The organism is Pantoea trifolii, from assembly GCF_024506435.1.
GTDB classification, from domain to species: domain Bacteria; phylum Pseudomonadota; class Gammaproteobacteria; order Enterobacterales; family Enterobacteriaceae; genus Pantoea; species Pantoea trifolii.
In genome coordinates this window covers 1,548,031-1,570,193 of record NZ_JANIET010000001.1, presented here as the reverse complement: position 1 = coordinate 1,570,193, position 22,163 = coordinate 1,548,031, and the positions used below count along the sequence as shown (strand labels likewise).

25 protein-coding genes and 2 tRNA genes are annotated in these 22,163 nt (G+C 55.0%); 17 read left to right on the top strand and 10 right to left on the bottom strand.

What is annotated here, in order from left to right:
- Nucleotides 1-15: 15 nt before the first annotated feature.
- Genes rutC through rutG form a run of 4 tightly spaced genes read left to right on the top strand, consistent with a single transcriptional unit; the run spans nt 16 to nt 3,122 of the window.
- Nucleotides 16-411 (top strand): pyrimidine utilization protein C, encoded by a 396-nt coding sequence (gene rutC, locus NQH49_RS07215; protein WP_008109435.1) that lies wholly within the window; start codon nt 16-18, stop codon nt 409-411.
- A complete protein-coding gene (rutD, locus tag NQH49_RS07210) occupies nt 411-1,214 on the top strand; it encodes a pyrimidine utilization protein D (RefSeq protein WP_256696136.1) in 804 nt (267 codons plus the stop codon). Before rutC ends, rutD begins: the two co-directional genes overlap by 1 nt.
- Before the next feature lie 15 nt (nt 1,215-1,229).
- The gene (gene rutF / locus NQH49_RS07205) at nt 1,230-1,751 is read left to right on the top strand and encodes an NADH-dependent FMN reductase RutF (protein WP_256696135.1); all 522 of its coding nucleotides are present in this window, start codon (nt 1,230-1,232) and stop codon (nt 1,749-1,751) included.
- A 45-nt stretch (nt 1,752-1,796) separates the two neighbouring features.
- A complete protein-coding gene (gene rutG / locus NQH49_RS07200) occupies nt 1,797-3,122 on the top strand; it encodes a pyrimidine utilization transport protein G (protein ID WP_256696134.1) in 1,326 nt (441 codons plus the stop codon).
- Here rutG and NQH49_RS07195 read toward each other — a convergent pair.
- Entirely contained in the window at nt 3,119-4,033 is a 915-nt protein-coding gene (locus NQH49_RS07195) for a DMT family transporter (protein WP_256696133.1), read from the bottom strand. The two genes, rutG and NQH49_RS07195, sit on opposite strands and share 4 nt — an antisense overlap.
- A 109-nt stretch (nt 4,034-4,142) precedes the next feature.
- Nucleotides 4,143-4,307: a con-10 family general stress protein gene (locus NQH49_RS07190; RefSeq protein WP_061717065.1), complete on the bottom strand. Its 165-nt coding sequence runs from the start codon at nt 4,305-4,307 to the stop codon at nt 4,143-4,145.
- A 297-nt stretch (nt 4,308-4,604) separates the two neighbouring features.
- Here NQH49_RS07190 and wrbA point away from each other — a divergent pair, with 297 nt between their 5' ends.
- The 3 genes from wrbA to NQH49_RS07175 are packed head-to-tail and all read left to right on the top strand — an operon-like array spanning nt 4,605 to nt 6,886.
- Nucleotides 4,605-5,204 (top strand): NAD(P)H:quinone oxidoreductase, encoded by a 600-nt coding sequence (gene wrbA / locus NQH49_RS07185; protein ID WP_256696132.1) that lies wholly within the window; start codon nt 4,605-4,607, stop codon nt 5,202-5,204.
- Nucleotides 5,205-5,225: 21 nt separating this feature from the next.
- Nucleotides 5,226-5,456, top strand: a complete 231-nt coding sequence (locus NQH49_RS07180) for a YccJ family protein (RefSeq protein ID WP_007887329.1) — start codon at nt 5,226-5,228, stop codon at nt 5,454-5,456.
- A 56-nt stretch (nt 5,457-5,512) separates the two neighbouring features.
- Nucleotides 5,513-6,886 (top strand): NAD-dependent succinate-semialdehyde dehydrogenase, encoded by a 1,374-nt coding sequence (locus NQH49_RS07175; protein WP_256696131.1) that lies wholly within the window; start codon nt 5,513-5,515, stop codon nt 6,884-6,886.
- Between the two features lie 54 nt (nt 6,887-6,940).
- Here NQH49_RS07175 and agp read toward each other — a convergent pair whose 3' ends face one another.
- The 3 genes from agp to NQH49_RS07160 form a co-directional block, all read right to left on the bottom strand.
- Nucleotides 6,941-8,557, bottom strand: coding sequence for a bifunctional glucose-1-phosphatase/inositol phosphatase (gene agp / locus NQH49_RS07170; protein ID WP_256696130.1), 1,617 nt, complete (start codon nt 8,555-8,557; stop codon nt 6,941-6,943).
- A 257-nt stretch (nt 8,558-8,814) separates the two neighbouring features.
- Nucleotides 8,815-8,902, bottom strand: a tRNA-Ser gene (locus tag NQH49_RS07165).
- A gap of 38 nt (nt 8,903-8,940) precedes the next feature.
- A tRNA-Ser gene (locus NQH49_RS07160) sits at nt 8,941-9,028 on the bottom strand.
- Nucleotides 9,029-9,250: 222 nt separating this feature from the next.
- On the opposite strand from NQH49_RS07160, the gene yccA reads away from it, so the two are divergent.
- Nucleotides 9,251-9,904, top strand: coding sequence for an FtsH protease modulator YccA (yccA, locus tag NQH49_RS07155; RefSeq protein WP_007887332.1), 654 nt, complete (start codon nt 9,251-9,253; stop codon nt 9,902-9,904).
- Nucleotides 9,905-10,002: 98 nt separating this feature from the next.
- The gene (tusE, locus tag NQH49_RS07150; protein ID WP_061717573.1) at nt 10,003-10,329 is read left to right on the top strand and encodes a sulfurtransferase TusE; all 327 of its coding nucleotides are present in this window, start codon (nt 10,003-10,005) and stop codon (nt 10,327-10,329) included.
- On the opposite strand, the gene yccX is transcribed toward tusE, so the two are convergent.
- Complete coding sequence (gene yccX, locus NQH49_RS07145; RefSeq protein WP_256696129.1) at nt 10,330-10,608, bottom strand: acylphosphatase; 279 nt, start codon at nt 10,606-10,608, stop codon at nt 10,330-10,332.
- Nucleotides 10,609-10,693: 85 nt separating this feature from the next.
- Between yccX and rlmI the strand changes: the two genes are divergently transcribed.
- Nucleotides 10,694-11,884 (top strand): 23S rRNA (cytosine(1962)-C(5))-methyltransferase RlmI, encoded by a 1,191-nt coding sequence (rlmI, locus tag NQH49_RS07140; protein ID WP_256696128.1) that lies wholly within the window; start codon nt 10,694-10,696, stop codon nt 11,882-11,884.
- 59 nt (nt 11,885-11,943) lie between these two features.
- Nucleotides 11,944-12,261: a heat shock protein HspQ gene (hspQ, locus tag NQH49_RS07135; protein WP_008101422.1), complete on the top strand. Its 318-nt coding sequence runs from the start codon at nt 11,944-11,946 to the stop codon at nt 12,259-12,261.
- A 32-nt stretch (nt 12,262-12,293) separates the two neighbouring features.
- Here hspQ and NQH49_RS07130 read toward each other — a convergent pair whose 3' ends face one another.
- Entirely contained in the window at nt 12,294-12,707 is a 414-nt protein-coding gene (locus tag NQH49_RS07130) for a CoA-binding protein (RefSeq protein WP_256696127.1), read from the bottom strand.
- Nucleotides 12,708-12,884: 177 nt separating this feature from the next.
- Between NQH49_RS07130 and NQH49_RS07125 the strand changes: the two genes are divergently transcribed.
- Entirely contained in the window at nt 12,885-13,511 is a 627-nt protein-coding gene (locus tag NQH49_RS07125) for a YccT family protein (protein ID WP_256696126.1), read from the top strand.
- A gap of 68 nt (nt 13,512-13,579) precedes the next feature.
- Nucleotides 13,580-14,041, top strand: a complete 462-nt coding sequence (locus NQH49_RS07120; RefSeq protein ID WP_061717079.1) for a methylglyoxal synthase — start codon at nt 13,580-13,582, stop codon at nt 14,039-14,041.
- Nucleotides 14,042-14,044: 3 nt separating this feature from the next.
- Here the strand turns inward: NQH49_RS07120 and helD are convergent, their stop codons facing one another.
- A complete protein-coding gene (gene helD, locus NQH49_RS07115; protein ID WP_256696125.1) occupies nt 14,045-16,099 on the bottom strand; it encodes a DNA helicase IV in 2,055 nt (684 codons plus the stop codon).
- Between the two features lie 123 nt (nt 16,100-16,222).
- Between helD and NQH49_RS07110 the strand changes: the two genes are divergently transcribed.
- Both NQH49_RS07110 and yccS read left to right on the top strand, forming a co-directional pair.
- Complete coding sequence (locus NQH49_RS07110) at nt 16,223-16,666, top strand: YccF domain-containing protein (RefSeq protein WP_008101434.1); 444 nt, start codon at nt 16,223-16,225, stop codon at nt 16,664-16,666.
- Between the two features lie 9 nt (nt 16,667-16,675).
- Nucleotides 16,676-18,814 (top strand): YccS family putative transporter, encoded by a 2,139-nt coding sequence (gene yccS, locus NQH49_RS07105; protein ID WP_256696124.1) that lies wholly within the window; start codon nt 16,676-16,678, stop codon nt 18,812-18,814.
- On the opposite strand, the gene NQH49_RS07100 is transcribed toward yccS, so the two are convergent.
- The gene (locus tag NQH49_RS07100) at nt 18,811-19,437 is read right to left on the bottom strand and encodes a TfoX/Sxy family DNA transformation protein (RefSeq protein ID WP_256698391.1); all 627 of its coding nucleotides are present in this window, start codon (nt 19,435-19,437) and stop codon (nt 18,811-18,813) included. The genes yccS and NQH49_RS07100 overlap by 4 nt on opposite strands.
- A gap of 222 nt (nt 19,438-19,659) precedes the next feature.
- On the opposite strand from NQH49_RS07100, the gene sulA reads away from it, so the two are divergent.
- Nucleotides 19,660-20,151, top strand: coding sequence for an SOS-induced cell division inhibitor SulA (gene sulA / locus NQH49_RS07095; protein WP_256696123.1), 492 nt, complete (start codon nt 19,660-19,662; stop codon nt 20,149-20,151).
- A 350-nt stretch (nt 20,152-20,501) separates the two neighbouring features.
- On the top strand, nt 20,502-21,569 hold the full coding sequence (gene ompA, locus NQH49_RS07090; protein WP_256696122.1) for a porin OmpA: 1,068 nt from the start codon (nt 20,502-20,504) through the stop codon (nt 21,567-21,569).
- Between the two features lie 73 nt (nt 21,570-21,642).
- Here the strand turns inward: ompA and matP are convergent, their stop codons facing one another.
- Complete coding sequence (gene matP, locus NQH49_RS07085) at nt 21,643-22,110, bottom strand: macrodomain Ter protein MatP (protein WP_256696121.1); 468 nt, start codon at nt 22,108-22,110, stop codon at nt 21,643-21,645.
- Nucleotides 22,111-22,163 lie beyond the last annotated feature (53 nt).

Sequence of the window (22,163 nt, the reverse complement as noted above, 5' to 3'; positions counted from 1 at the left end):
CAAGAGGATTTCACCATGCCTAAAAGTGTGATTATTCCGCCCGGCAGCGGTACGCCAATCGCGCCATTCGTGCCCGGCACCTTAGCTGACGGCATTGTGTACGTCTCCGGCACCTTGCCGTTTGATGCCAATAACAACGTGGTGCACGTCGGTGATGCCGCCGCGCAAACGCGTCACGTGCTGGAGACCATCAAAAAGGTGATCGAAACCGCCGGCGGCACCATGGACGACGTGACCTTCAACTCGATTTTTCTCACCGACTGGAGCAACTACGCGGCGATTAACCAAATCTATGCCGAATATTTCCCCGGCGATAAACCGGCACGCTTCTGCATCCAGTGCGGCTTAGTGAAACCGGATGCGCTGATTGAAATTGCCACCGTTGCGCATATTGGGAAACAGGAGGCGTGATGCATCTGGAGATTCAGGGTTTAACCACTGAAGATGCGCCGACGCTGGTGCTCGCCTCTGGTTTGGGCGGCGTCGCCGGTTTCTGGCAGCCGCAGCTGGCGGCGCTGACGCCGCATTATCGCGTGGTGACCTACGATCAGCGCGGCACCGGCCGGAGTGCAGATACGCTGCCGGACGGCTACAGCATGGCGATGATGGCAGCAGAACTGGCGGAGGCACTGGAACAACACGGCATCCAGCGTTACGACATTATCGGCCATGCGCTGGGCGGCTTAATCGGCCTGCAGCTGGCGCTGGACTTCCCGCAGCGCGTGGGCCGCGTGGTGGTGATCAACGGCTGGCTTTCGCTGGATGCGCACACGCAACGCTGCTTCCAGGTACGTCAGGATCTGCTGATGAACGTCGGCGTCGAAGCCTTTGTGCGTGCACAGCCGCTGTTCCTCTATCCCGCTGAATGGCTGGCGCGCAATCAGGATCGCATTAACGCGGAAGATGCACACCATGTCGCCCATTTCCAGGGCATGGAAAACCTGCTGCGCCGTTTGCATGCGCTAAAGAGCGCGGATTTCCGGCCACAGGTGGCGCGCATCACCCAGCCGGTATTAGCGATTTGCAGCCAGGACGATCTGCTGGTGCCGTGGAGCTGCTCACCGCAGCTGGCGCAGACGCTGCCCAACGGCAGCCTGATTGAGATGGCCTGGGGTGGACATGCGATGAGCGTCACCGATGCCGACAACTTTAATGCGCTGCTGCTGCGCTGGCTGGCCGACACGGCTGCGCCTGCTCAGCGTGCGGCCAGCTAATCACAGGAGCAGCCAATGAGCGTGCATGAACTGCCGGTTTTACCCGCTGTAGAACGCGATGCATTTCGCAACGCGATGGCGTGCTTAGGCGCAGCGGTCAATATCATCACCACCGACGGCCCCGCCGGACGCGCCGGTTTTACCGCCTCGGCGGTGTGCAGCGTCACCGATTCGCCGCCGACGCTGTTGGTTTGTCTTAATCGCTCAGCGTCGGTGTGGCCGATTTTCCGCGACAACGGTTATCTGTGCGTCAACACACTTGCCGCTGGGCATGAAGAACTCTCGACGCTGTTTGGCGGCAAAACGCCAATGGCAGACCGCTTTGCCGCCGCTGACTGGCACACGCTGGCCAGCGGTTCACCGCTGTTAGACGGCGCGCTGGTGTCGTTTGATTGCAAAGTGGCGCAAGTGGTCAGCGTGGGCACGCACGACATTCTGTTTTGCGAAGTGCATGCGCTGGTACGCAATGATGAAACCCACGGTCTGGCATGGTTTGACCGTGGCTATCATCACCTTTTACGGCAGGACGCCCGCTAACGCCGCCTTGTGCGGACGGTTTTCACTGACACCCTGGAGATGACGATGGCGAGTTCCTGGTTCCCCCGCTGGCAGAAAAAGTCAGCCTTGACCGATGATGGGCTGATTGCGCCGGACGAAACGCTGCCGTTTGCGCAGACGGTCGTCCTTGGCCTGCAGCATGCTGTGGCAATGTTTGGCGCAACGGTGCTGATGCCGTTGCTAATGGGACTGGACCCCAATCTGGCGATTCTGGTTTCGGGCATCGGTACGCTGCTGTTCTTCCTGATCACCGGCGGACGCGTACCCAGCTATCTCGGATCCAGCGCGGCGTTTGTCGGCGTGATCATCGCGGTAACCGGCTTTAACGGCCAGGGACTCAACCCCAATCTGGCGCTGGCGCTGGGCGGCGTGATCGCCTGCGGCGCGCTCTATACCGTGATTGGCCTGATCGTGATGAAAGTCGGCACCGGTTGGATCGAGCGTCTGATGCCGCCGGTGGTCACGGGCGCGGTGGTGATGGCAATTGGTCTGAACCTGGCACCGATTGCGGTGCACGGCGTTTCCGGATCGATGTTCGACAGCTGGATGGCGGTGATGACGGTGCTGTGCATTGGTCTGGTGGCGGTGTTCACACGCGGTATGATCCAGCGCCTGCTGATTCTGGTCGGCCTGATTGTCGCGTGGGCGATCTACGCGCTGCTGACCAACGTGATGGGCTTTGGCAAACCGGTGGATTTCAGCGGCCTTGCCAACGCGCCGTGGTTTGGCCTACCGCACACCACCGCTCCGATCTTTGATATGCAGGCCATCGTGATGATCGCGCCGGTGGCGATCATTCTGGTGGCGGAAAACCTTGGCCACATCAAAGCCGTAGCGGGCATGACCGGACGCAACCTCGATCCCTGGATGGGGCGCGCCTTTGTTGGCGATGGTTTGGCAACCATGCTGTCGGGATCTATCGGCGGCAGCGGCGTCACCACTTACGCGGAAAATATTGGCGTGATGGCGGTAACCAAAGTCTATTCCACGCTGGCCTTCGTGGCCGCTGCAGCGATCGCTTTGGTGCTCGGCTTCTCACCGAAATTTGGCGCGCTGATTCACACCATTCCCGGTCCGGTGATTGGTGGCGCATCGATTGTGGTGTTTGGGTTGATTGCGGTGGCCGGCGCACGCATCTGGGTGCAGAACCACGTGGATTTCAATCAGAATGGCAATTTGATCATGGTAGCGACCACGCTGGTGCTCGGCGCGGGTGATTTTGCTCTGAAGATTGGCAGCTTCACCATCGGCGGCATTGGCACTGCCACCTTTGGTGCCATCATCCTGAACGCCATTTTACAACGTCGCGGCGCCGCACTGGCGAACCAGACGGCACGGCAACATCCTTAAGGTTCCAGCGGTGCCTGATCGGGCACCGCTTTCTTGCGACGAAGACGCAGTTCGCTGACGATCACCCCACAAACAATCAATGCCGCGCCCAGCAGCGCCGCCGCAGGTAAACGCTCACCCGCCAAACGTCCCACTACGCCCGCCCACACCGGTTCACCGGCGTAAATCACTGTGGCACGCGTCGGCGACACGCTGCGTTGCGCCCAGTTCATCGTCACCTGAATTAAGGCACTGGCTGCGCCCAAACCCAACGCGCTCAACAGAAGCGGCGTTGACAGAGCAGGAACCGATTCGCCATTCGGGATCATCAGAACAAAGGCACAGGCCGATGCCACCATCAGCTGAATCAGCGTGACGCGGCGCACATCAACCTGTCCGGCATAGCGGCTGATCAGGATGATCTCTGCCGCGATCGCCAGCGTACTCAGCAAGGTAGCGATTTCACCGGCGTTCAGCGTCAAACTGCCATCCTGCGGACCGGCCACCAGCACTAAACCGGTAAACGCCAGCAAAATGCCCAGCCACGCCATTAATCCCGGCGGACGACGCAGGAATAACCACTGCAGCAGCGGCACCACCGGCACATACAGCGCGGTAATGAATGCCGACTGGCTGCTGGAAATGGTTTGCATGCCCCAGGTTTGCAGACCGTAGCCGCCGGCAATCGACAACCCGATCAACGCACCAGCTTTAATTTCCAGCCAGGTCACCTGCTTGAGATAACGACGGAAGAAAAAGGCCAGCAGCAGCGATGCCGTGGCAAAACGTAATCCGACAAAGAAGAATGGACCGGAATGCGCCATCGCGCGGTGTACCACCAAAAAGGTGCCGCCCCAAACCATGGTAATAAAAATGAGCACCAGCTCCTGACGCGAAATACGCAGGCTGAGACGAGAAGAGGAAGCGGACATAACGCACCAGAATAATCAGTTGGCGGTCAGTTTGCTCAGAGAGCGGGGAAATTGCAATGCTTGTTACCGCCGGGCGAACCCGGCGGCCGGGGATCAACGGGCAGTCGCGCTATTTCTTGCCGCGGCTGCGTCCCCCTTTTTCTCCGGCTACAGAAGCGCGCTGTGGGTCGTTTCTGAAATTACCCCCGCTGTTTTTGCCGCCTTTGCGACCCGCTTCTGCGGCCCTTTCACGGTCCTCTGCGAAATTGCCTGATCCTCCACGATGTTCGGCCATCATTTCCTCCAGGGATTGAGCGTTCAGGTTAGGGGCTGATCACGATGCTGCCGTGAAGAGCACGGCGGCGGATATCCCGCACGCCTGATTAAAGAATAGACAACGCAACGCTGAAATGAGCCTGATATTCATAATTTGAAACAGATAATCCACTCATTTCACTGCGAAAAACCAAATTTACCGCCGTGTTACAAGCAGTTAGCCGACACTTATTGGCACCTGCTTAACCTCTGTACAGCAGCCTGCGCAGGCTCTTCTATACTTCTCATTACTCATCACCCCAGCAGGATGAAAACTATGGCAAAGATTTTGGTGCTCTATTATTCGATGTACGGACATATTGAAACCATGGCGCAAGCCGTGGCCGACGGTGCAAAGAGCGTGAGTGGCGCGGAAGTCACGATATTACGCGTGCCGGAAAGCATGGATGCCGAGCGTTTCGCTCAGGTTGGCGGCAAAGTGAATCAGGCTGCGCCTGAAGCGAAGCCGGAAGATTTGCCGCAGTACGATGCCATCATCGTTGGCACTCCCACGCGTTTCGGCAACATGGCGGGCCAGATGCGTAACTTCTGGGATCGCACTGGCGGTCTGTGGGCTTCGGGCGCGCTGTACGGCAAAATCGCCAGCGTTTTTGCCTCCACCGGCACCGGCGGCGGCCAGGAACAAACCATCACCTCCGTCTGGACCACCCTCGCCCACCACGGCATGGTGATCGTTCCTATCGGTTATGGCACTAAAGAACTTTTCGACATTTCTCACGTACGCGGCGGAACGCCTTACGGCGCGACTACGCTGGCGGGCGGAGATGGATCACGTCAACCTTCGGCGGAAGAACTGGATATTGCCCGTTATCAGGGCCAACACGTCGCCGGACTGGCGGTTAAGCTACAGGGATAAAATCCACAACAGGAGACCTTCATGACAACAGAACAGTCGAAAGAGCATCACGTGGGCGAATGGGCATCACTGCGCCACACTTCACGCGAAATCGCTGAAGCCATTTTTGAGGTAGCCAACTACGACGAACGTTTAGCCGAGCAGATCTGGAGCCAGCAAGGCAGCGATGAAGTACTGATTCGCGCCTTCAAAAAGACCGACCAGGATGTTCTGACCTGGGACGACAAAACGGTCGAGCGCAAAAACGTTTGAGTGACAGGCGGGCATTGTCCCGCCTTTGTTACCTTTACATCACCAAGGAGCCTTGTATGTCTGCCTATCAAAGTATCAATCCAGCCAATAACCAACTGCTAAAAGCGTGGAACGAGCACGATGATGCCTATGCACAACAGGCGCTGAAAACCGCAGATGCGCTTTATCATTCCGCGTGGAGTAAAGGCGATATTCAGCCGCGTTTGCAGGTGCTGCACCGTTTAGCCGACCTGATCGACCAACGCGTCGAAGAGCTGGCGACCATCGCCAGTAAAGAGATGGGCAAGTTAATTGGGCAAAGTCGCGGTGAAGTGAAAATCTGTTCGCAGATCGCCCGCTACTACGCGGAACATGCCGCGACCTTTTTACAGCCACAACCCTACGCCAGCGATGTGGGCGATGCCTGGCTTGAATATCATCCGATTGGCGTGATTGTCGCGGTTGAACCGTGGAACTTCCCTTACTATCAGCTGATGCGCGTGCTGGCGCCAAACCTGGCGCTGGGCAATCCGGTACTGGCAAAACACGCCAACATCGTGCCGCACTGCGCCGATGTATTTGAGAAATTGGTGGAAGAAGCCGGGGCGCCAAAAGGCGCGTGGACCAACTTGTTTATCTCTACCGATCAGGTTGCGGATCTGATCGCCGATCCACGTGTGCAAGGTGTGGCGCTGACCGGTTCCGAACGCGCCGGTAGCGCCGTGGCGGAACAGGCCGGTAAACATCTGAAGAAATCGACGCTGGAACTGGGCGGTAACGATGTGTTTGTGGTGCTGGACGATGCCGATATCGATGAAGCGGTACGTCAGGGCGCGCAAGCTCGCCTCAGCAACTGCGGCCAGGTCTGTACCGCCGCCAAGCGCTTTATTCTGCACGAGAAAATTGCCGATACGTTTATGGCCAAATTCAGCGCGGCTCTGCAATCGGCCACGCCGGGCGATCCGCTCGACGGGAAGACCACGCTCGGTCCACTCTCTTCTAAAGATGCGCGCGATCGTTTAGTGAAACAGGTTGATGAAGCAGTGAAAAATGGCGCGCGCGTGGAATTTGGTGGACGCGCCATTGATGGCGTCGGCTGCTATTACCAGCCAACGGTGCTTACCGGTCTGACGCCAGATAATCCGGCTTACTATCAGGAATTTTTTGGCCCGGTGGCGCAGGTGTATGTGGTGGCGGACGATCGTGCCGCTGTGGCGCTGGCGAATGATTCAAATTACGGCCTTGGCGGTTCGGTCTGGACCAAAGATATTGCGCGCGGACGCAAGATGGCGTCGCAGATTGAAACGGGCATGGTGTTCATCAATTCGCAGAGCGATACCTCAGCAGAGCTGCCGTTTGGTGGCGTGAAACGTTCGGGTTACGGACGAGAGCTGTCGGATTTGGGTATTAAAGAGTTCGCCAACCAAAAATTGGTGGTGGTTGCCGGTTAAGTTCACAGGCATAAAAAAACCCCGCTTCGGCGGGGTTTTGTTTTTTCAGCAAACTCAGTTGCTGGTCGCCGCCTTGGCCGGCTCTTCTGGCTTGGCTGGCGTCGCATCGGCTTGTGCTTTCTGTGCAGCTGCCGCATCGGCCTTAGCTTTGTCATCCGCTGCTTTCTGGGCAGTGGCTTTCTCGGCTTTGGCTTTCTCGTCAGCGGCTTTCTGCGCGGCAGCTTTATCCGCCTTCACTTTCTCTTCAGCCGCTTTCGCATCTGCGGCCTTCTGTGCTGCGGCCTTATCCGCTGCTGCTTTGTCTGCAGCCGCTTTATCGGCAGCGGCCTGATCGGCTTTCTGCTTGGCATCATCTGCGGCCGGTGCCGCCGCCGCTGGTGCTGGCTGTTCTGCCGGAGCTGGTGCAGCAGCAGGCTGCAGTGGCGTACCTTGCAGAGCGCCATTCAGCGCGCCGGTGAATTGATCCCAGCTGCAGTAGCCGTTGGCATCCGTTTCACAGCCTGCCAGTTGCAGCGTGACGCGCTTCGGTGGATTTTTCAGGCTCAGCACATCGGCATCGCGCAGCTGATCGGCCGTTTGATAGACATACTCAATTTTCAGCAGATCTTTGTTGTTCTTCACATCGTGCCAGCGTTCGAATACCACCTGACCGCCAATTGGCGTTTTCTCATCGTTGCCCGGCAGTTCATAAGGCTTAACCTGCAGCGCGCTGAGTAAGGAGGCAATGTTGGAATCATGACCGACCATCAGCGTCACTTTTGGCGCGTTGGCTTTGTCCTGATCGACTAACTGGCTGCGGATGTAATCCACCAGCGGTGCGGCCACTTCGCGCGCCACTTCAGGAGAGGCGAACAGCGCATCCTGATAACCGTTTTTGATCGACGCCAGCTCTTTCCACTGCTCAGGCGTTTTGATCTGGCCCCAGGCAACCTGATCGGCCGGGAAACCTTCGTAATATTGCAGCGTAAACGCATCCACCAGCGAGTTGCCGATTTTCAGCGGACCGCTTACGTTTGGCTCTTTACCGTTATCCGCGCTGAAGGTGTTATCGCCGCTGCTCAAATCACACTGCTTTTTGCCGTTACAGGCCGGGGCAGATTTGTAATCAACGATTTTTTCCAGATGCTGGAAGGCAGGTTTCAGTGCCAGCTTTTCATTGGCGGCGGTCATCGCAGCCAACGCTTTCTTGTTGAATTCCTCGCTGCCGTCGGTGACGACCGGATTGAAGATAGGATCCATGGTGCCCATCGCATCCTGATGCGTTACCGCGATATCACAGCCTGGGAAGGCGCCAGTGATAAAGTACTGCGCGGTCGCCACGGTGCGCTGCAGGCTGTTGGCGTAGACAAAGATGTTGCTGCTGTCCGGGCAAGTTCCGTTCTGGACTAAGCCCTGCTGTGCCAGCCACTGACGGGTGTAATTCCCCATGTAGACTTCCAGCACGCCACCTTTGGTGGTGAGCTCACCGCCCGCGACATCCCACTGCGGCCAGCTCTTCCTGGTGGATTGTTCCAGTACGCTGCCGTTATTGGCGAGCGGCGCACGCAGGTTATGACGGCTTAACATCAGCACCTGCTGGAGTTGCATATCTCCATCCGCAGCATAGGCGGACATGCCCATCGGGAGCGCAGCGATGACTGACAACGCGCAAAGACTCAGTTTCTTGATCATTGTGCCTATTCCATAATTCATCAGTGAAACACTCTGGCTTTCAAACGATTAGCCCGCCAAAGAGCGAATTACCGCACAGTGTAACTCAGCTTGCATCGGAAAATCGCCAGATGTTTGCAAAAAACCGTGCATGGAATATAGCAGTAAACGCGCCTGGCGTTGGGCAAGGGCAGCAGATTGAAAAGCAACGCGATGTTTTTCGGAATCTGTGAACGTAGAAAAGCAAAAAGCCCGCATTTCTGCGGGCTTCTTTAATATGGCGGAGGAACAGAGATTCGAACTCTGGGATGGTTTCCCATCGACGGTTTTCAAGACCGTTGCCTTAAGCCACTCGGCCATCCCTCCGGGGATTTTTTTGTTGCGTCATCTCTCAGCAAGAGAGATGGCGGAGGAGGAGAGATTCGAACTCTCGGATGGTTTCCCATCGACGGTTTTCAAGACCGTTGCCTTAAGCCACTCGGCCACCCCTCCGCAATGAGGCGCACTATAAACATCCCCTATAACGATGTAAAGCCTGCAATGAATCGTTCGGCTGAAAAACAGCCAAATTCTATTTATTCGGCGTCAATTTCGCCATTCTGCTCAGCGAAACAGCAATTTATCGCGTAAAGATGGGTAAAACGCCTTTTCTGTCTTTCAGGCGCTGCGTATCCTCGTGCCATATTTGGTGTTTCTCTCTTTAAGGAGCGCGTGATGGAAAGAATTTTTAGCTCGTCGCAGCAGTCGTTAGTCAGCACCCACAAGGTGCTGCGCAATACTTATTTGTTACTTGGCTTTACGCTGGCCTTCTCGGCGGTTACCGCAACACTGAGCACCGTGTTTGCATTGCCTTCGCCGGGTCTGATTCTGATGCTGGTGGGCTTTTATGGTTTGATGTTCCTGACGCATAAACTGGCTAACAGCCCAGCAGGTATTCTGGCCGCCTTCGCCTTTACCGGTTTTCTCGGTTACTGCCTTGGCCCAATCCTCAGTTCGTTCCTCACTGCGGGCATGGGTGATGTGATCGCCATGGCCTTGGGCGGCACGGCGCTGGTATTTTTCGGTTGCTCAGCCTATGTACTGACCACGCGCCGCGACATGTCATTCCTGAGCGGCATGATGATGGCGGGCTTTGTGGTGCTGCTGGTAGCGGTAGTTGCCAACATCTTCCTGCAACTGCCTGCGCTGCATCTGGCGATTAGCGCCCTATTTATTCTGTTCTCTGCCGGTGCCATTCTGTGGGAAACCAGCAACATCATTCACGGCGGCGAAACCAACTACATTCGCGCCACCGTGAGTCTGTATGTCTCGCTGTATAACATCTTTGTTAGCCTGTTGAGCCTGCTGGGCTTCGCTAACCGCGATTAAGATGCCGTAACCGTTATCAAACCCCGCTTCGGCGGGGTTTTTGCTTTTTATGGCTGGGCGAATTTACAATGTGTCCATTAACGCAATGAGGAATGACTGTGAATTTTGCCGGTAAAGAGATTGCCACCGATGCGGAAGGCTATTTGAAAAATAGCGCGGACTGGAGCGAACCGCTGGCCGCCGCCATTGCGGAGCAAGAGGCGATCGTGATGAGTGAAGCGCACTGGGAAGTGGTGCACTTTGTGCGCGCGTTTTATCAGGAATTTAATACCTCGCCGGCGGTACGCATGCTGGTGAAAGCCATGGCGCAAAAGTATGGGGAGGAGAAAGGCAACAGCCGCTATCTGTTCCGCCTGTTTCCGGAAGGCCCAGCGAAGCAAGCGACCAAAATTGCCGGATTGCCAAAACCGGCCAAGTGTTTGTAATCAGCCAGTGGTGAATCGGGTAGGCACTTCCCTGGGCTGATGTGGCTCCACCAGCACTTTGTCCACGCGCGCGCTACGCGGCCCACCTGCTTTTAGCCAACTGATCAATTCATCGACCTGCTGCGCTTCACCGGACGCCAGCACTTCAACGCTGCCGTCCGCCAGATTGTGCGCATAACCGTTAAGATTCAACTGTCTGGCCTGCGCTTGCGTGTGGTAGCGAAACCCCACGCCCTGCACGATGCCATGTACCCAAATTTTGCAGCATGTGGTTGCCATTGCGTTCTCCCATCACCTTGCGTTGCAATTTGCCGCCATCCGCCGGAAAATGGCGCCTCATTTTTTCAGGTAAGCATAGCAAACTATGACCGTTCGATTGATTCTCGCAAAGGGACGTGAAAAATCCCTGCTCCGCCGCCATCCGTGGGTGTTTTCTGGTGCCGTTGCACGTATGGAAGGTAAAGCCCAGTCTGGTGAAACCATTGATGTCTGTGACAGCAATGGCAAATGGCTGGCTCGCGCCGCGTACTCTCCGCAATCACAAATTCGCGCACGCGTCTGGAGCTGGCAACAGGATGAGTCAATTGACATCACCTTCTTCGTGCGCCGCTTTGAGCAAGCGCAGCTGTGGCGTGACTGGCTGGCAAAACGTGACGGGCTGGACAGCTATCGCCTGATTGCCGGTGAGTCCGATGGCATGCCGGGCGTTACCATCGATCGCTTCGGTAACTTCCTGGTGCTGCAGCTGTTATCTGCGGGTGCCGAGTATCAACGTCCAGCCATCGTTTCAGCTTTGCAGCAGTGCTTCCCGGATTGCGCTATTTACGATCGCTCAGACGTGGCGGTGCGTAAAAAAGAGGGACTGGAGCTGGCGCAAGGCGCGGTTTCGGGTGAACTGCCGCCACCGCTGCTGCCGATTACCGAACACGGTATGAAGCTATTGGTGGATATTCAGGGCGGCCATAAAACCGGTTATTACCTTGATCAGCGTGACAGCCGTTTTGCCACGCGTGGCTACGCAGAGAATGCACGCGTGCTGAACTGCTTCTCTTACACCGGCGGATTTGCGGTTTCGGCCTTGATGGGCGGCTGCCGTGAAGTGATCAGCGTTGATACTTCGCAGGACGCACTCGACGTGGCGAAACAGAATGTTGAGCTTAATGGTCTGGATGTGTCGCGCGCCCAGTTCGTGCGTGACGATGTGTTCAAGCTGCTGCGTCGTTATCGCGACAGCGGCGAGAAGTTCGACCTGATCGTCATGGATCCGCCGAAATTCGTTGAGAACAAGAACCAGTTGATGGGCGCGTGTCGCGGCTATAAAGACATCAACATGCTGGCTATTCAGCTGTTGAATCCCGGCGGCGTGTTGCTGACCTTCTCCTGTTCTGGCCTGATGCCGACCGATTTGTTCCAGAAAATCATCGCGGATGCCGCCGTTGATGCCGGTCGTGATGTACAATTTATTGAGCAGTTCCGTCAGGCAGCCGACCATCCAGTGATCGCCAGCTATCCTGAAGGGCTTTATCTGAAAGGTTTTGCCTGCCGCGTGCTGTGACTTGAAAACGCTGTCCCTGCCTCCATATTGGTAACAGGGCAGTCTTTTGGGAGGTCACAATGATTACGACTAAATTTGGAATTGGACAGCAGGTCCGACATCGTCTCTCCGGCGTGCTCGGCGTTATCGTGGATGTCGATCCGGAGTTTTCGCTTGATGAGCCAGAAGTTGATGATGTCGCTGCCAGCGAAACGCTGCGCGCCGCGCCCTGGTATCATGTAGTGATGGAAGATGAAGAAGGCGATCAGGTGCATACCTACGTGGCGGAAGTTCAGCTGGCGGGAGAAACCTCCTTTGAACATCCCGAACAACCTTCAATGGATGAGCTGGCCGCGTCAATTCGGCAGCAGCTGCAGGCACCCAGCCTGCGACATTAATGACAACGGCGACTCAGGTCGCCGTTTTTGTTTTAGCGCGTGATACCCAGTCGCGGAATTTCAATCTTTGGACAGCGATCCATCACGACGGTCATACCCGCGTCCTGCGCCAGCACCGCCGCTTGCTCATTAATCACGCCCAGCTGTAACCACAACGTGTCTGCACCGATGGCAATCGCTTCCTGCGCTACCCCCCACGCCGCTTCGGCATTGCGAAACACATCCACCATATCCACTTTTCCAGGAACATCCGCCAGCGTGGCATAAGCGGTTTGACCAAGAAGTTGTTGACCCGCCAGTTTAGGGCTCACTGGAATCACGTCGTATCCCTGATCGAGCAAGTATTTCATCACGCCATAGCTTGGGCGGTCGGGGCGATCGCTGGCGCCTACTAATGCGATACGTTTGGTTTTAATCAGCACATCGCGAATCGTTTGATCATTCATCTTTTTTCTCCTGGTTCATTCGCTTAAGTGTAGTTGGCATTGCGCATTAGGCTGCAACTGCCGAGCATGAGAACTTTGCACAGCAGCACGAATAAATATGTAAAAATGTAAATTTACTGCCATAATGTAATACTTTGCTACACATAATCGATTTACCCCCTTCTGCCGGGAGTTGAAATGAAGCTGTCTTTAACTGCTACGGGTTTATTGCTGTTGCTCGTATCAGCCTCATGCCAGGCCATCACTCTCAAGCTCGATCCCGAGATCGAACTGCTGGTGCTGGACGGGCGTAAAATCTCAGGCTCACTGCTGAAAGGTGCTGGCAGCCTTGAGCTGGAGCGTGGGCAGCATCAGTTTCTGTTTCGTGTGGAAAAACCGGGCGCTGACGCCGCGCACTTTCAATCCGTACCGATGATCGTCACTTTTAACGCTAACGCCCATTCGGTGGCGATTCGTTTGCCCGCGCTCAATAATCGTCGCGAACGCACCACCTTTGACAAAACGCTCAACTTCCAGCTGATTGATGAACGTGGCATGGAGATCACCAGCCTGCGCGACCATTTGCCGAAGGAAAGTGATAACGATTTCGAAAAGGCGATGGTGAATTATAATCGTGATGCCCACGCCGCTTCGGTTCCACGTTTTGCCTTGCATTCGCTGAGCGTAAGCGAGGCGCAATTGGATATGGATTACGCCTGGCAGGACGTTAGCGATCTTCCCTCTTTGCAAGTCTGGTTTAAGCGTTTTGATGCTGCCACACGTCTGCGTTTTATTAGCTGGATGAAAACCTTACGCACAAGTTGATAGTGATGAAACGCCAGGGGTAAACTCCTGCATTAACACATAATGCATGAGAAGAAACAGGAAGCCCTATGGAGCAGACCGTTCGTACCCTTCAGGTTCAGAAACATATCGCCCTCGTTGCACACGATCACTGCAAAGCCTCGCTGCTTGAGTGGGTGCAAATCAACCAAAGCACGCTGCAGCAGCATGTGCTTTACGCTACCGGCACCACCGGCAATCTGATTAATCGTCATACGGGATTAGACGTTAACGCCATGCTGAGCGGCCCGATGGGCGGCGATCAGCAAGTGGGCGCGTTGATTTCGGAAGGCAAAATTGATGTGCTGATTTTCTTCTGGGACCCGCTGAATGCGGTGCCGCACGATCCGGATGTCAAAGCGCTGCTGCGCCTCGCCACGGTATGGAATATCCCGGTGGCCAATAATCGCACCACCGCAGATTTTATTATTCAGTCACCGAAATTTGCCCAGCAGATTGAGATTCAGATTCCAGATTATCAGCGTTATCTCGCCGAACGTCTGAAACCCTAATCATCAGGCCTTACGGCTTTGTGGCACACCCAAATCGCGCAGGTGTTCGACAAATGCCGAAGGCCGATCTTTATCGAACATTAGCCACACCTGCTGGCGCGCGCGCGTCATCGCCACATACGCCAGCCGCCGCTCCTCCGCATCCGGGAAATCTTCCGGCTGCGGCAGCAAACCCTGTTCCATGATGGATTCTCGCGCTTCTGCCGGAAAACCGTCGCGTCCCTGATGCAGCCCCAACACAATGACGAAATCCGCCTGTTGGCCTTTGCTGGCATGAATGGTCATAAAATCCAGCTGTAACTTTGGCCAGCGCGTTTTGGCTTTATCAAGGATTGACGGGCGCAAATGGTGATAACGCGCCAGCAACAGCACGCGCTCATGGGGTTTGGCATAGCCGCTCAGTTTATCGAACAGCGCTTCCAGTTGCTCCTGCGGCAGCAAAGTCACCGATTTTTTATTGCCCTTGCTCAAGCTGTTTAGCGGCTTGCGCAGCTGATGCGGGTTTTGCTGCACGAAGCGATTGGCAATCTCACCGATGCGCTCGTTAAAGCGATAGGTGGTATCCAGCACGCAGCGATCGCCATCACCGAAATAGTGATGGAACGCGGTGGTCAGGCTCATTTCGGCACCGCTAAAGCGATAGATTGCCTGCCAGTCATCGCCCACCGCGTAAAGGCTGGTTCGCTTGTTTTGCTGACGCAGCGCCGTTAGCAGTGCGGCTCGCTGCGGTGAGATGTCCTGAAACTCATCGACCAGAATATGCTTCCACGGGCTGATAAAGCGCCCTTTCTCCAGAATGGCAATCGCCTGATGAATCAGCCCGGAGAAATCAACCGCGCCCTCCTCTTTCAGCGCGCTTTTCCATGCCTTCAACAGTGGCGCCATCAGTTTGACACGCTTGCTGAAATTATCGCGCTGCGCTTCTGCCACATCCGCGATCATGGCCGCCTGCGCGCCGCCGTGCATGCGCATCAAGCCCAGCCAGCGCTCCATGCGCGATGCGATGCGCTGCGCCAGTTTGTCATCTTGCCAAAAGGGACCTTCGGGAATCTCCCACTCCAGCTCATCCTGCAACCACTGACGCCAGCCGCTGGCCTGCGCTTTCTTGCTGTTGCACTGCTCGCGCCAGGTCTCAATCAGCAACTGTCGCCGCGCCTTGCTGTCGCTCTCCAGTTTGCTGATCACCGGTTGTTTGTTACTGCCTTCACGGATGATATGCAGCGCCAGCGCATGGAAGGTACGCGCCTGAATCGCGCTCTCGCCAAGACGTGTTTGAATGCGATCATTCATCTCTTCTGCCGCCTGACGACCAAACGCCAGCAGCAGAATTTGATCCGGTTGCGCCAGTTTGCGTTTCAGCAACCAACCTGCGCGCGCCACCAGCACCGAGGTTTTGCCGCTGCCTGCCCCCGCCAGCACCAGCAGCGCATCTTCGCCATTCACTACGGCTTCACATTGCGATGGATTGAGCGGCGTGGTTTCAACCGTGGAGAAGAATTCGTGATAATCGCTGAGGATCTTACTGGTCCATTCGCGATTGCGTTGGCGGATGGCCGTTTCACCCTGATCCAGCCATTGCTGGCAAAATTCCCAGCGTTCACGGCAGTTGTCAAACTCGGCAATACGCGCGAGAGGCAACGGCAAGGCAGAAAACTGGCGCGTAATGCTCTCTTTCACCGCGCTCAGCTCACTGCGTTTCAACCAGCGATCCTGCTGCGTAAAGGCGAGAATTTCCTGCTCCAGCGCGGCGAGCACCTCGGCGCTCACCTCGCTCATCTCCTCGCTCCACTGCTGCCAGGCGTGCTGCAAATAGTGGAAAAAGCGCTGCGTTTCCTGCCATTCGGTGCCATGCAGGCGCACCACTTTCTCGTCTGGCAGCAGAAACTCCAGTTCGCCCCACACCATGCCGCGCTTGCAGGCAATGTTGAGCAACTGGTTAAACGGAATCAGATATTCATGGCGATCGCCACTGACTTCCACGCCGGCGGCCAGCAAGCGCACCCGATTATAGGGATGCTGTGCCAGACGTTTACCCATTGATGTTGCTTTCAGTTCCATGTCCGCACCGTCATGTGGAATTCGATATCGCGCAGTTTACCTGTCAGACTCTTGGCGCTCCAGCCTTAAAAAGAGCTAAACTTGGCGCCACATATTGCGGATTGCAAAAGGAAAATCACGTTTATGCGTACCGTACTTAATATTCTTAATTTCATTCTCGGCGGCTTCTTCACCACTCTCAGCTGGCTGTTCGCCACGTTGGTGAGCATCGTACTGATTTTCACGCTGCCGTTGACGCGTTCCTGCTGGGAAATCACCAAGCTGTCTCTGCTGCCTTTTGGCAACGAAGCGGTGCATGTCGATGTGCTGCGCCCCGACAGCAAAAGCCATGTGATGAATACCGGCGGCACCTTCCTCAACATCTTCTGGCTGATACTGTTTGGCTGGTGGTTATGTCTGGCGCATATCTCGGCCGGTATCGTGCAGTGTCTGACCATCATCGGCATTCCTGTTGGCATCGCCAACTTCAAAATCGCCGCGATTGCGCTGTGGCCGGTCGGCCGTCGCGTGGTCTCCGTTGAAGAAGCCCAGGCCGCGCGTGAAGCTAATGCGCGTCGCCGTTACTGAGGCCGTTCAATGATTCATGACGCCTTGCCAGGCTGGCGACGTTATCTGTTTAACAGCAGCCTGCGCTATTTGCTGCGCATCTTCTTTGCCTTGACCGGATGCGCGGCGGTGCCGTGGTGGCTGCACCAAATAGAGTGGACCATTCCGCTGACGCTGGGTGTCGTCGCTGCGGCGCTGGCGGATCTCGACGATCGCTGGATTGGGCGTGTGCGCAATCTGTTGATCACGTTGGTGTGTTTCTGTATTGCTTCGGTGTCGGTGGAACTGTTGTTCCCCCATCCGTGGGCGTTTGCTCTGGGTCTGGCGCTTTCCAGCTGGGGCTTTATTTTGCTCGGTGCGCTGGGACAGCGTTATGCCACCATCGCCTTTGGTGCGCTGCTGATTGCGGTTTATACCATGCTGGGCATCGGCTTGTTCCCGCAGTGGTGGATGCAGCCAGCGCTGCTGTTGATCGGTGCCCTTTGGTACAACTTGCTGACCTTTGTTGGTCATTTGATGTTTCCGGTGCGCCCGGTGCAGGAACAACTGGCAGGCAGTTTTTCCCAGCTGGCGCGCTATCTTGAAGCCAAAGCAAACCTGTTTGATCCTGATGGCGGCGATCAGGATGACGCTACGCTGGTTGCCACGGCGATGGTCAACAGCCAGTTGGTGGCCCAGCTCAATCTCACTAAAAGCACCATTCAAAGTCGTTTGCGTGGCGACCGCGGTTCACGCAGCACGCGTCGCAGCCTGCACTACTATTTTGTCGCGCAGGATATCCATGAACGCGCCAGCTCCTCGCATCTGCAATACCATTTGCTGCGTGATAACTGGCGTTACAACGAAGTGCTATTCCGTTTCCAGCGTCTGATGAACATGCAAGCGCGCGCGTGTCGGCAACTGGCGGAGACCATTTTGCTGCGTCAGCCGTGGCATCACGACAGCCATTTTGAACGCACCTTTGAACGGCTGGAAACCGCGCTGCAACGCCTTCAGCAGAACGAGCTGCAGGATCCACACATTCATGCACTGTTTTGGCTGCTGCGTAATCTGCGCGCCATTGATGCGCAACTGGCATCGATTGAGTCAGAGCAGATGCTGGCCGAACCGTCTCCGCAGAGCGATCACCATCTGTCACGCGAAGGGCTCAGCGGCTGGGCGGATATCCGCTTACGCCTGAGTCGCCATCTCAGCCCACAATCGGCCCTGTTCCGCCATGCAGTGCGTATGTCGCTAGTGCTGTGTGTTGGCTACGCCTTTATTCAAATCACCGGCGTCGATCGCGGTTACTGGATCTTGCTGACCAGCCTGTTTGTCTGCCAGCCCAACTACAACGCCACCCGACGACGCCTCGCATTGCGTATTGGCGGCACCTTAGCCGGCGTTGCCATCGGCCTGCCGGTATTGTGGCTGGTGCCCTCAATTGAAGGTCAGTTGGTGCTGATTGTACTGAGCGGCGTGCTGTTCTTCGCCTTCCGCCAGATTCAGTATGCGCAAGCCACTTTGTTTATCACTTTGCTGGTTCTGCTGTGCTTCAACTTGCTCGGCGAAGGATTTGAAGTGGCGCTGCCGCGCGTGGTGGATACCTTACTGGGCTGCGGACTGGCGTGGCTGGCCGTGGCCTTTGTCTGGCCAGACTGGCGTTTTCGCAAAATCACCGCCGTCGCCGATCGCACACTGGATGCGAACTGTCGCTATCTGGATGCGATTATGGAGCAATATCACCAAGGCAAAGACAATCGTCTCGCTTATCGCGTGGCACGCCGCGATGCGCATAATGCCGATGCCGAGCTGGCGTCAGTGGTGTCAAACATCAGTGGTGAACTCAAGCTACAACAGCCGCTACGTGAAAATGCGTTTCGACTGCTATGTCTGAACCACTCCTTCCTCAGCTATATCTCCGCACTGGGAGCGCACCGCGCACATCTCGCGGATGCTACTTTACTGAACTTACTGGATGACGCAGTCTGCTTCATTGAAGATGTGCTGCAGATCGACCGGGTTACGGATACTCAAGCCACTGAGATGCAGCAGGCGCTAATGCAGCGCATGAACGAGATGAAAAACAGCCCGGATACACGCGCACCATTAGTGATTCAGCAATTGGGCTTGTTAGTCGCGCTGCTGCCTGAAATTGCCCGTCTACGCCGTACTCTCATCAATGACTAAAGCGATTGATGCTCCGCCGCGTGCTGGCGGAGCATTTTTAGATACCAGGTGTAAAGCTCTTGCCTGATGGCGCTGGGTAACGCCGCTTCATGATGTCCTGATATTGCACCTTCCAGCGCCAACAGCGTTTTTAACCCAATGTGCTTATTCACCGCGCGTAGTTTCAGCCAGCTTTGTCGCGAGCCTGTTTCACACAGCAATTGCACCGAACTGATCCCTACCTTATGCAGCATCAGCTCCAATCGCAGGCTTAAATTCGGCAGATCTTTCAAACGCAGCGAGACAAGTCTGGTCGCTGCTTCGTCCTGTGCGGCACGCAGAGAACATGCTGACAGCTGCAATAACTGTTCAGGGTTTTGCCACAATTGCGTATCCACTTTGAAGTAGCTCAGTGTCACCGGCACGCCACGCTTACGGTACACTAGCGGTTCCAGTGAACGCTGTGCGTTATAGACGTGAAGCGCCTCGCTAGCTCGAAGATAGAGTGCATCCTCATTGATATACGCAAAAATCACCTTCTCAACAGTCAGTGCATAACCACCAAATTGCGTGCGCGATTCAATTTTACCTAATGCCGCCAACTGCGCTTTCGATTGTTCAACTACCGGGTTATATCTCTTCATAACGCCCCCTTCAATGGATTCCATGCGCGGGAAATTTCCTATAAAAGCTCGCAGATTCATCTGGTTAGAAGATAAAAAAAACGATTTAGCTGTTCAATGAATAAAAGCAGACGGGAGGTATCTTGTGCAGAAATTGCGAGGCGTTTTCAGAAATTGAGGTTGATCTTTATCCAGGAAGCCATTACTGTACATCCATACAGTTCATTACTGAGTGATTAAATTATGCGTACTCATTTCTCTGGCTCTGCTGACCGTTCACATCGTTTCGCTTCATCCAGCTTAGCGCAACCTTCGCTGGGTGGAATCACTGAACTGCGCTCCAGCGAACAACCTGGAATGATGCAACTTATACTGCTGCCGGTACTGAAACAGCTGAGCGAGCAATCGCGCTGGCAGCTGTGGCTCACTCCAGCGCATAAGTTGAATCGTAGCTGGATGCAGCAGTCAGGATTGCCGTTAGAAAAGAGTATGCATATCACCGAATCTGAGCGTTTTAACACCGTGGAAAGTATGGTGAAGGCATTACGTACAGGCAATTACAGCGTGGTTCTAGCCTGGATTCCGTACGAATTGAGCGATGAAGAGCGTCTAGAATTGGAAAAAGCCGCGGCAGAAGGTGAAGCACTCGGTCTGATTTTGCGTCCGCAGGGAGGTCAATACGCCCCTTCCAGACAACCTAACTCCGCAAAAATTCCGTCTGAATTGTTTCATTAAGTAAATTCCAGGAATTTTCTCAGCATTTTTTTTGCATAAGTTGCATCTAAGCTACTGATTCTTTTCCCGCCAGCTATGACAATGGCTTAGACGCTTTTTTGTTTTCTAATACCGAAGATTTAGCCAGGTGATTTGTTAAAATGTGTGTATAAATCGCTGTTTTTTTGCTGCCCGGCGTCACATCATACTTGTAAGTTTCCAATCTCGTTGTAGACTTTAGCTCGCCAGGGTGCTCAATAACCTCCGTTTTTTCGGTAGAGTCAAAAGCGAGCGTTTAGACCCGGCGAAGGATTAACACAAAGAGCAACCTTTTTGCTCATTGCCTATTTGGATGATAACGAGGCGCAAAAATGAAAAAGACAGCTATCGCAATTGCAGTGGCACTGGCTGGCTTCGCTACCGTAGCGCAGGCCGCACCTAAAGATAACACCTGGTATACCGGTGCTAAACTGGGCTGGTCTCAGTATCACGATACTGGTTACTACGGTAACGGTTACGCGAACAACGACGGTCCAACTCACGAATCACAGCTGGGTGCTGGTGCATTCGCTGGTTACCAAGCTAACCCGTACCTGGGCTTCGAGCTGGGCTACGACTGGTTGGGCCGTATGCCTAACAAAGGCAACGTGACCAATGGCGCGTTCAAAGCACAAGGCGTTCAGCTGGCTGCTAAACTAAGCTACCCAATCACCGAAGACTTCGATGTCTACACCCGTCTGGGTGGTATGGTATGGCGCGCAGACTCTACTCAGAACACCGATGGCGTTCGTCACAGCGACCACGACACCGGCGTTTCTCCGCTGGCTGCTGTTGGTGTTGAATATGCGCTGACCAAAAACTGGGCGACTCGCCTGGACTATCAGTGGGTTAACAACATCGGTGACGCAGGTACCGTTGGTACACGTCCAGACAACAGCATGCTGAGCGTCGGCGTTTCTTACCGTTTCGGTCAGGAAGATGATGCAGCGCCAGTTGTCGCTCCGGCTCCAGCTCCAGCGCCAGTTGTTGAAACCAAGCGTTTCACTCTGAAGTCTGACGTTCTGTTCACCTTCAACAAGGCAACTCTGAAGCCAGAAGGTCAGCAGGCTCTGGACCAGCTGTACAGCCAGCTGAGCTCAATGGATCCGAAAGACGGTTCTGTTGTAGTACTGGGCTTCACCGATCGCATCGGTTCAGAGCAGTACAACCAGAAACTGTCTGAGAAACGCGCTCAGTCTGTAGTTGATTACCTGGTATCTAAAGGTATCCCTTCTAACAAGATCTCTGCACGCGGTATGGGCAAATCTAACCCAGTTACTGGCAACACCTGTGACAGCGTGAAAGGCCGCAATGCCCTGATCGACTGCCTGGCGCCAGACCGTCGCGTTGAAATCGACGTGAAAGGTATCAAAGACGTTGTAACTCAGCCACAGGCTTAAGTTATCACGCAGTAAAAAACCCCGCTTAGGCGGGGTTTTTTTATGGCTGAATGTAATGAGAACGAAAAGAACTCTACTCTTTTTCCGAACCACCATTCCTAAGGATCGCCCGAAGATCTTGTTTCAGCGTAGACATCTGGCTGGCATACTTCTCTTTGCGTTCAGCATCTTCAATCAACTGGACGATAGTTTCTGACAGCGTATTACTGCGACGCTGCGCCAATCCCGCCAGTCGCTGCCACACCAGATATTCCAGATCGATCGATTTCTTACGCGTATGTTGATGCTCGGCATTAAAGTGACGCTTACGGCGCGCACGTATCGTCTGCTTGAGACGATTCTCCAAATCAGGATGAATGTGCTGGGCGATCCACTCGTTAACCTCAACCGGGCTGTTTTCCATCGATAGCAGCGTATCAACCGCAGCTTGCGCCGCGCTAAGCTCAAGATGACGGGTGATCAGTTCACCCTCCCGATGCTTTTTCACCAGGTATTTCCACTTCCATCCACTTTCAAGATTTTCGAGTTGCTGGTATTTCATCGGAATCTCATCGTGATCACGTAACAAACTAAGAATAACAGCTTTTTTCCTGG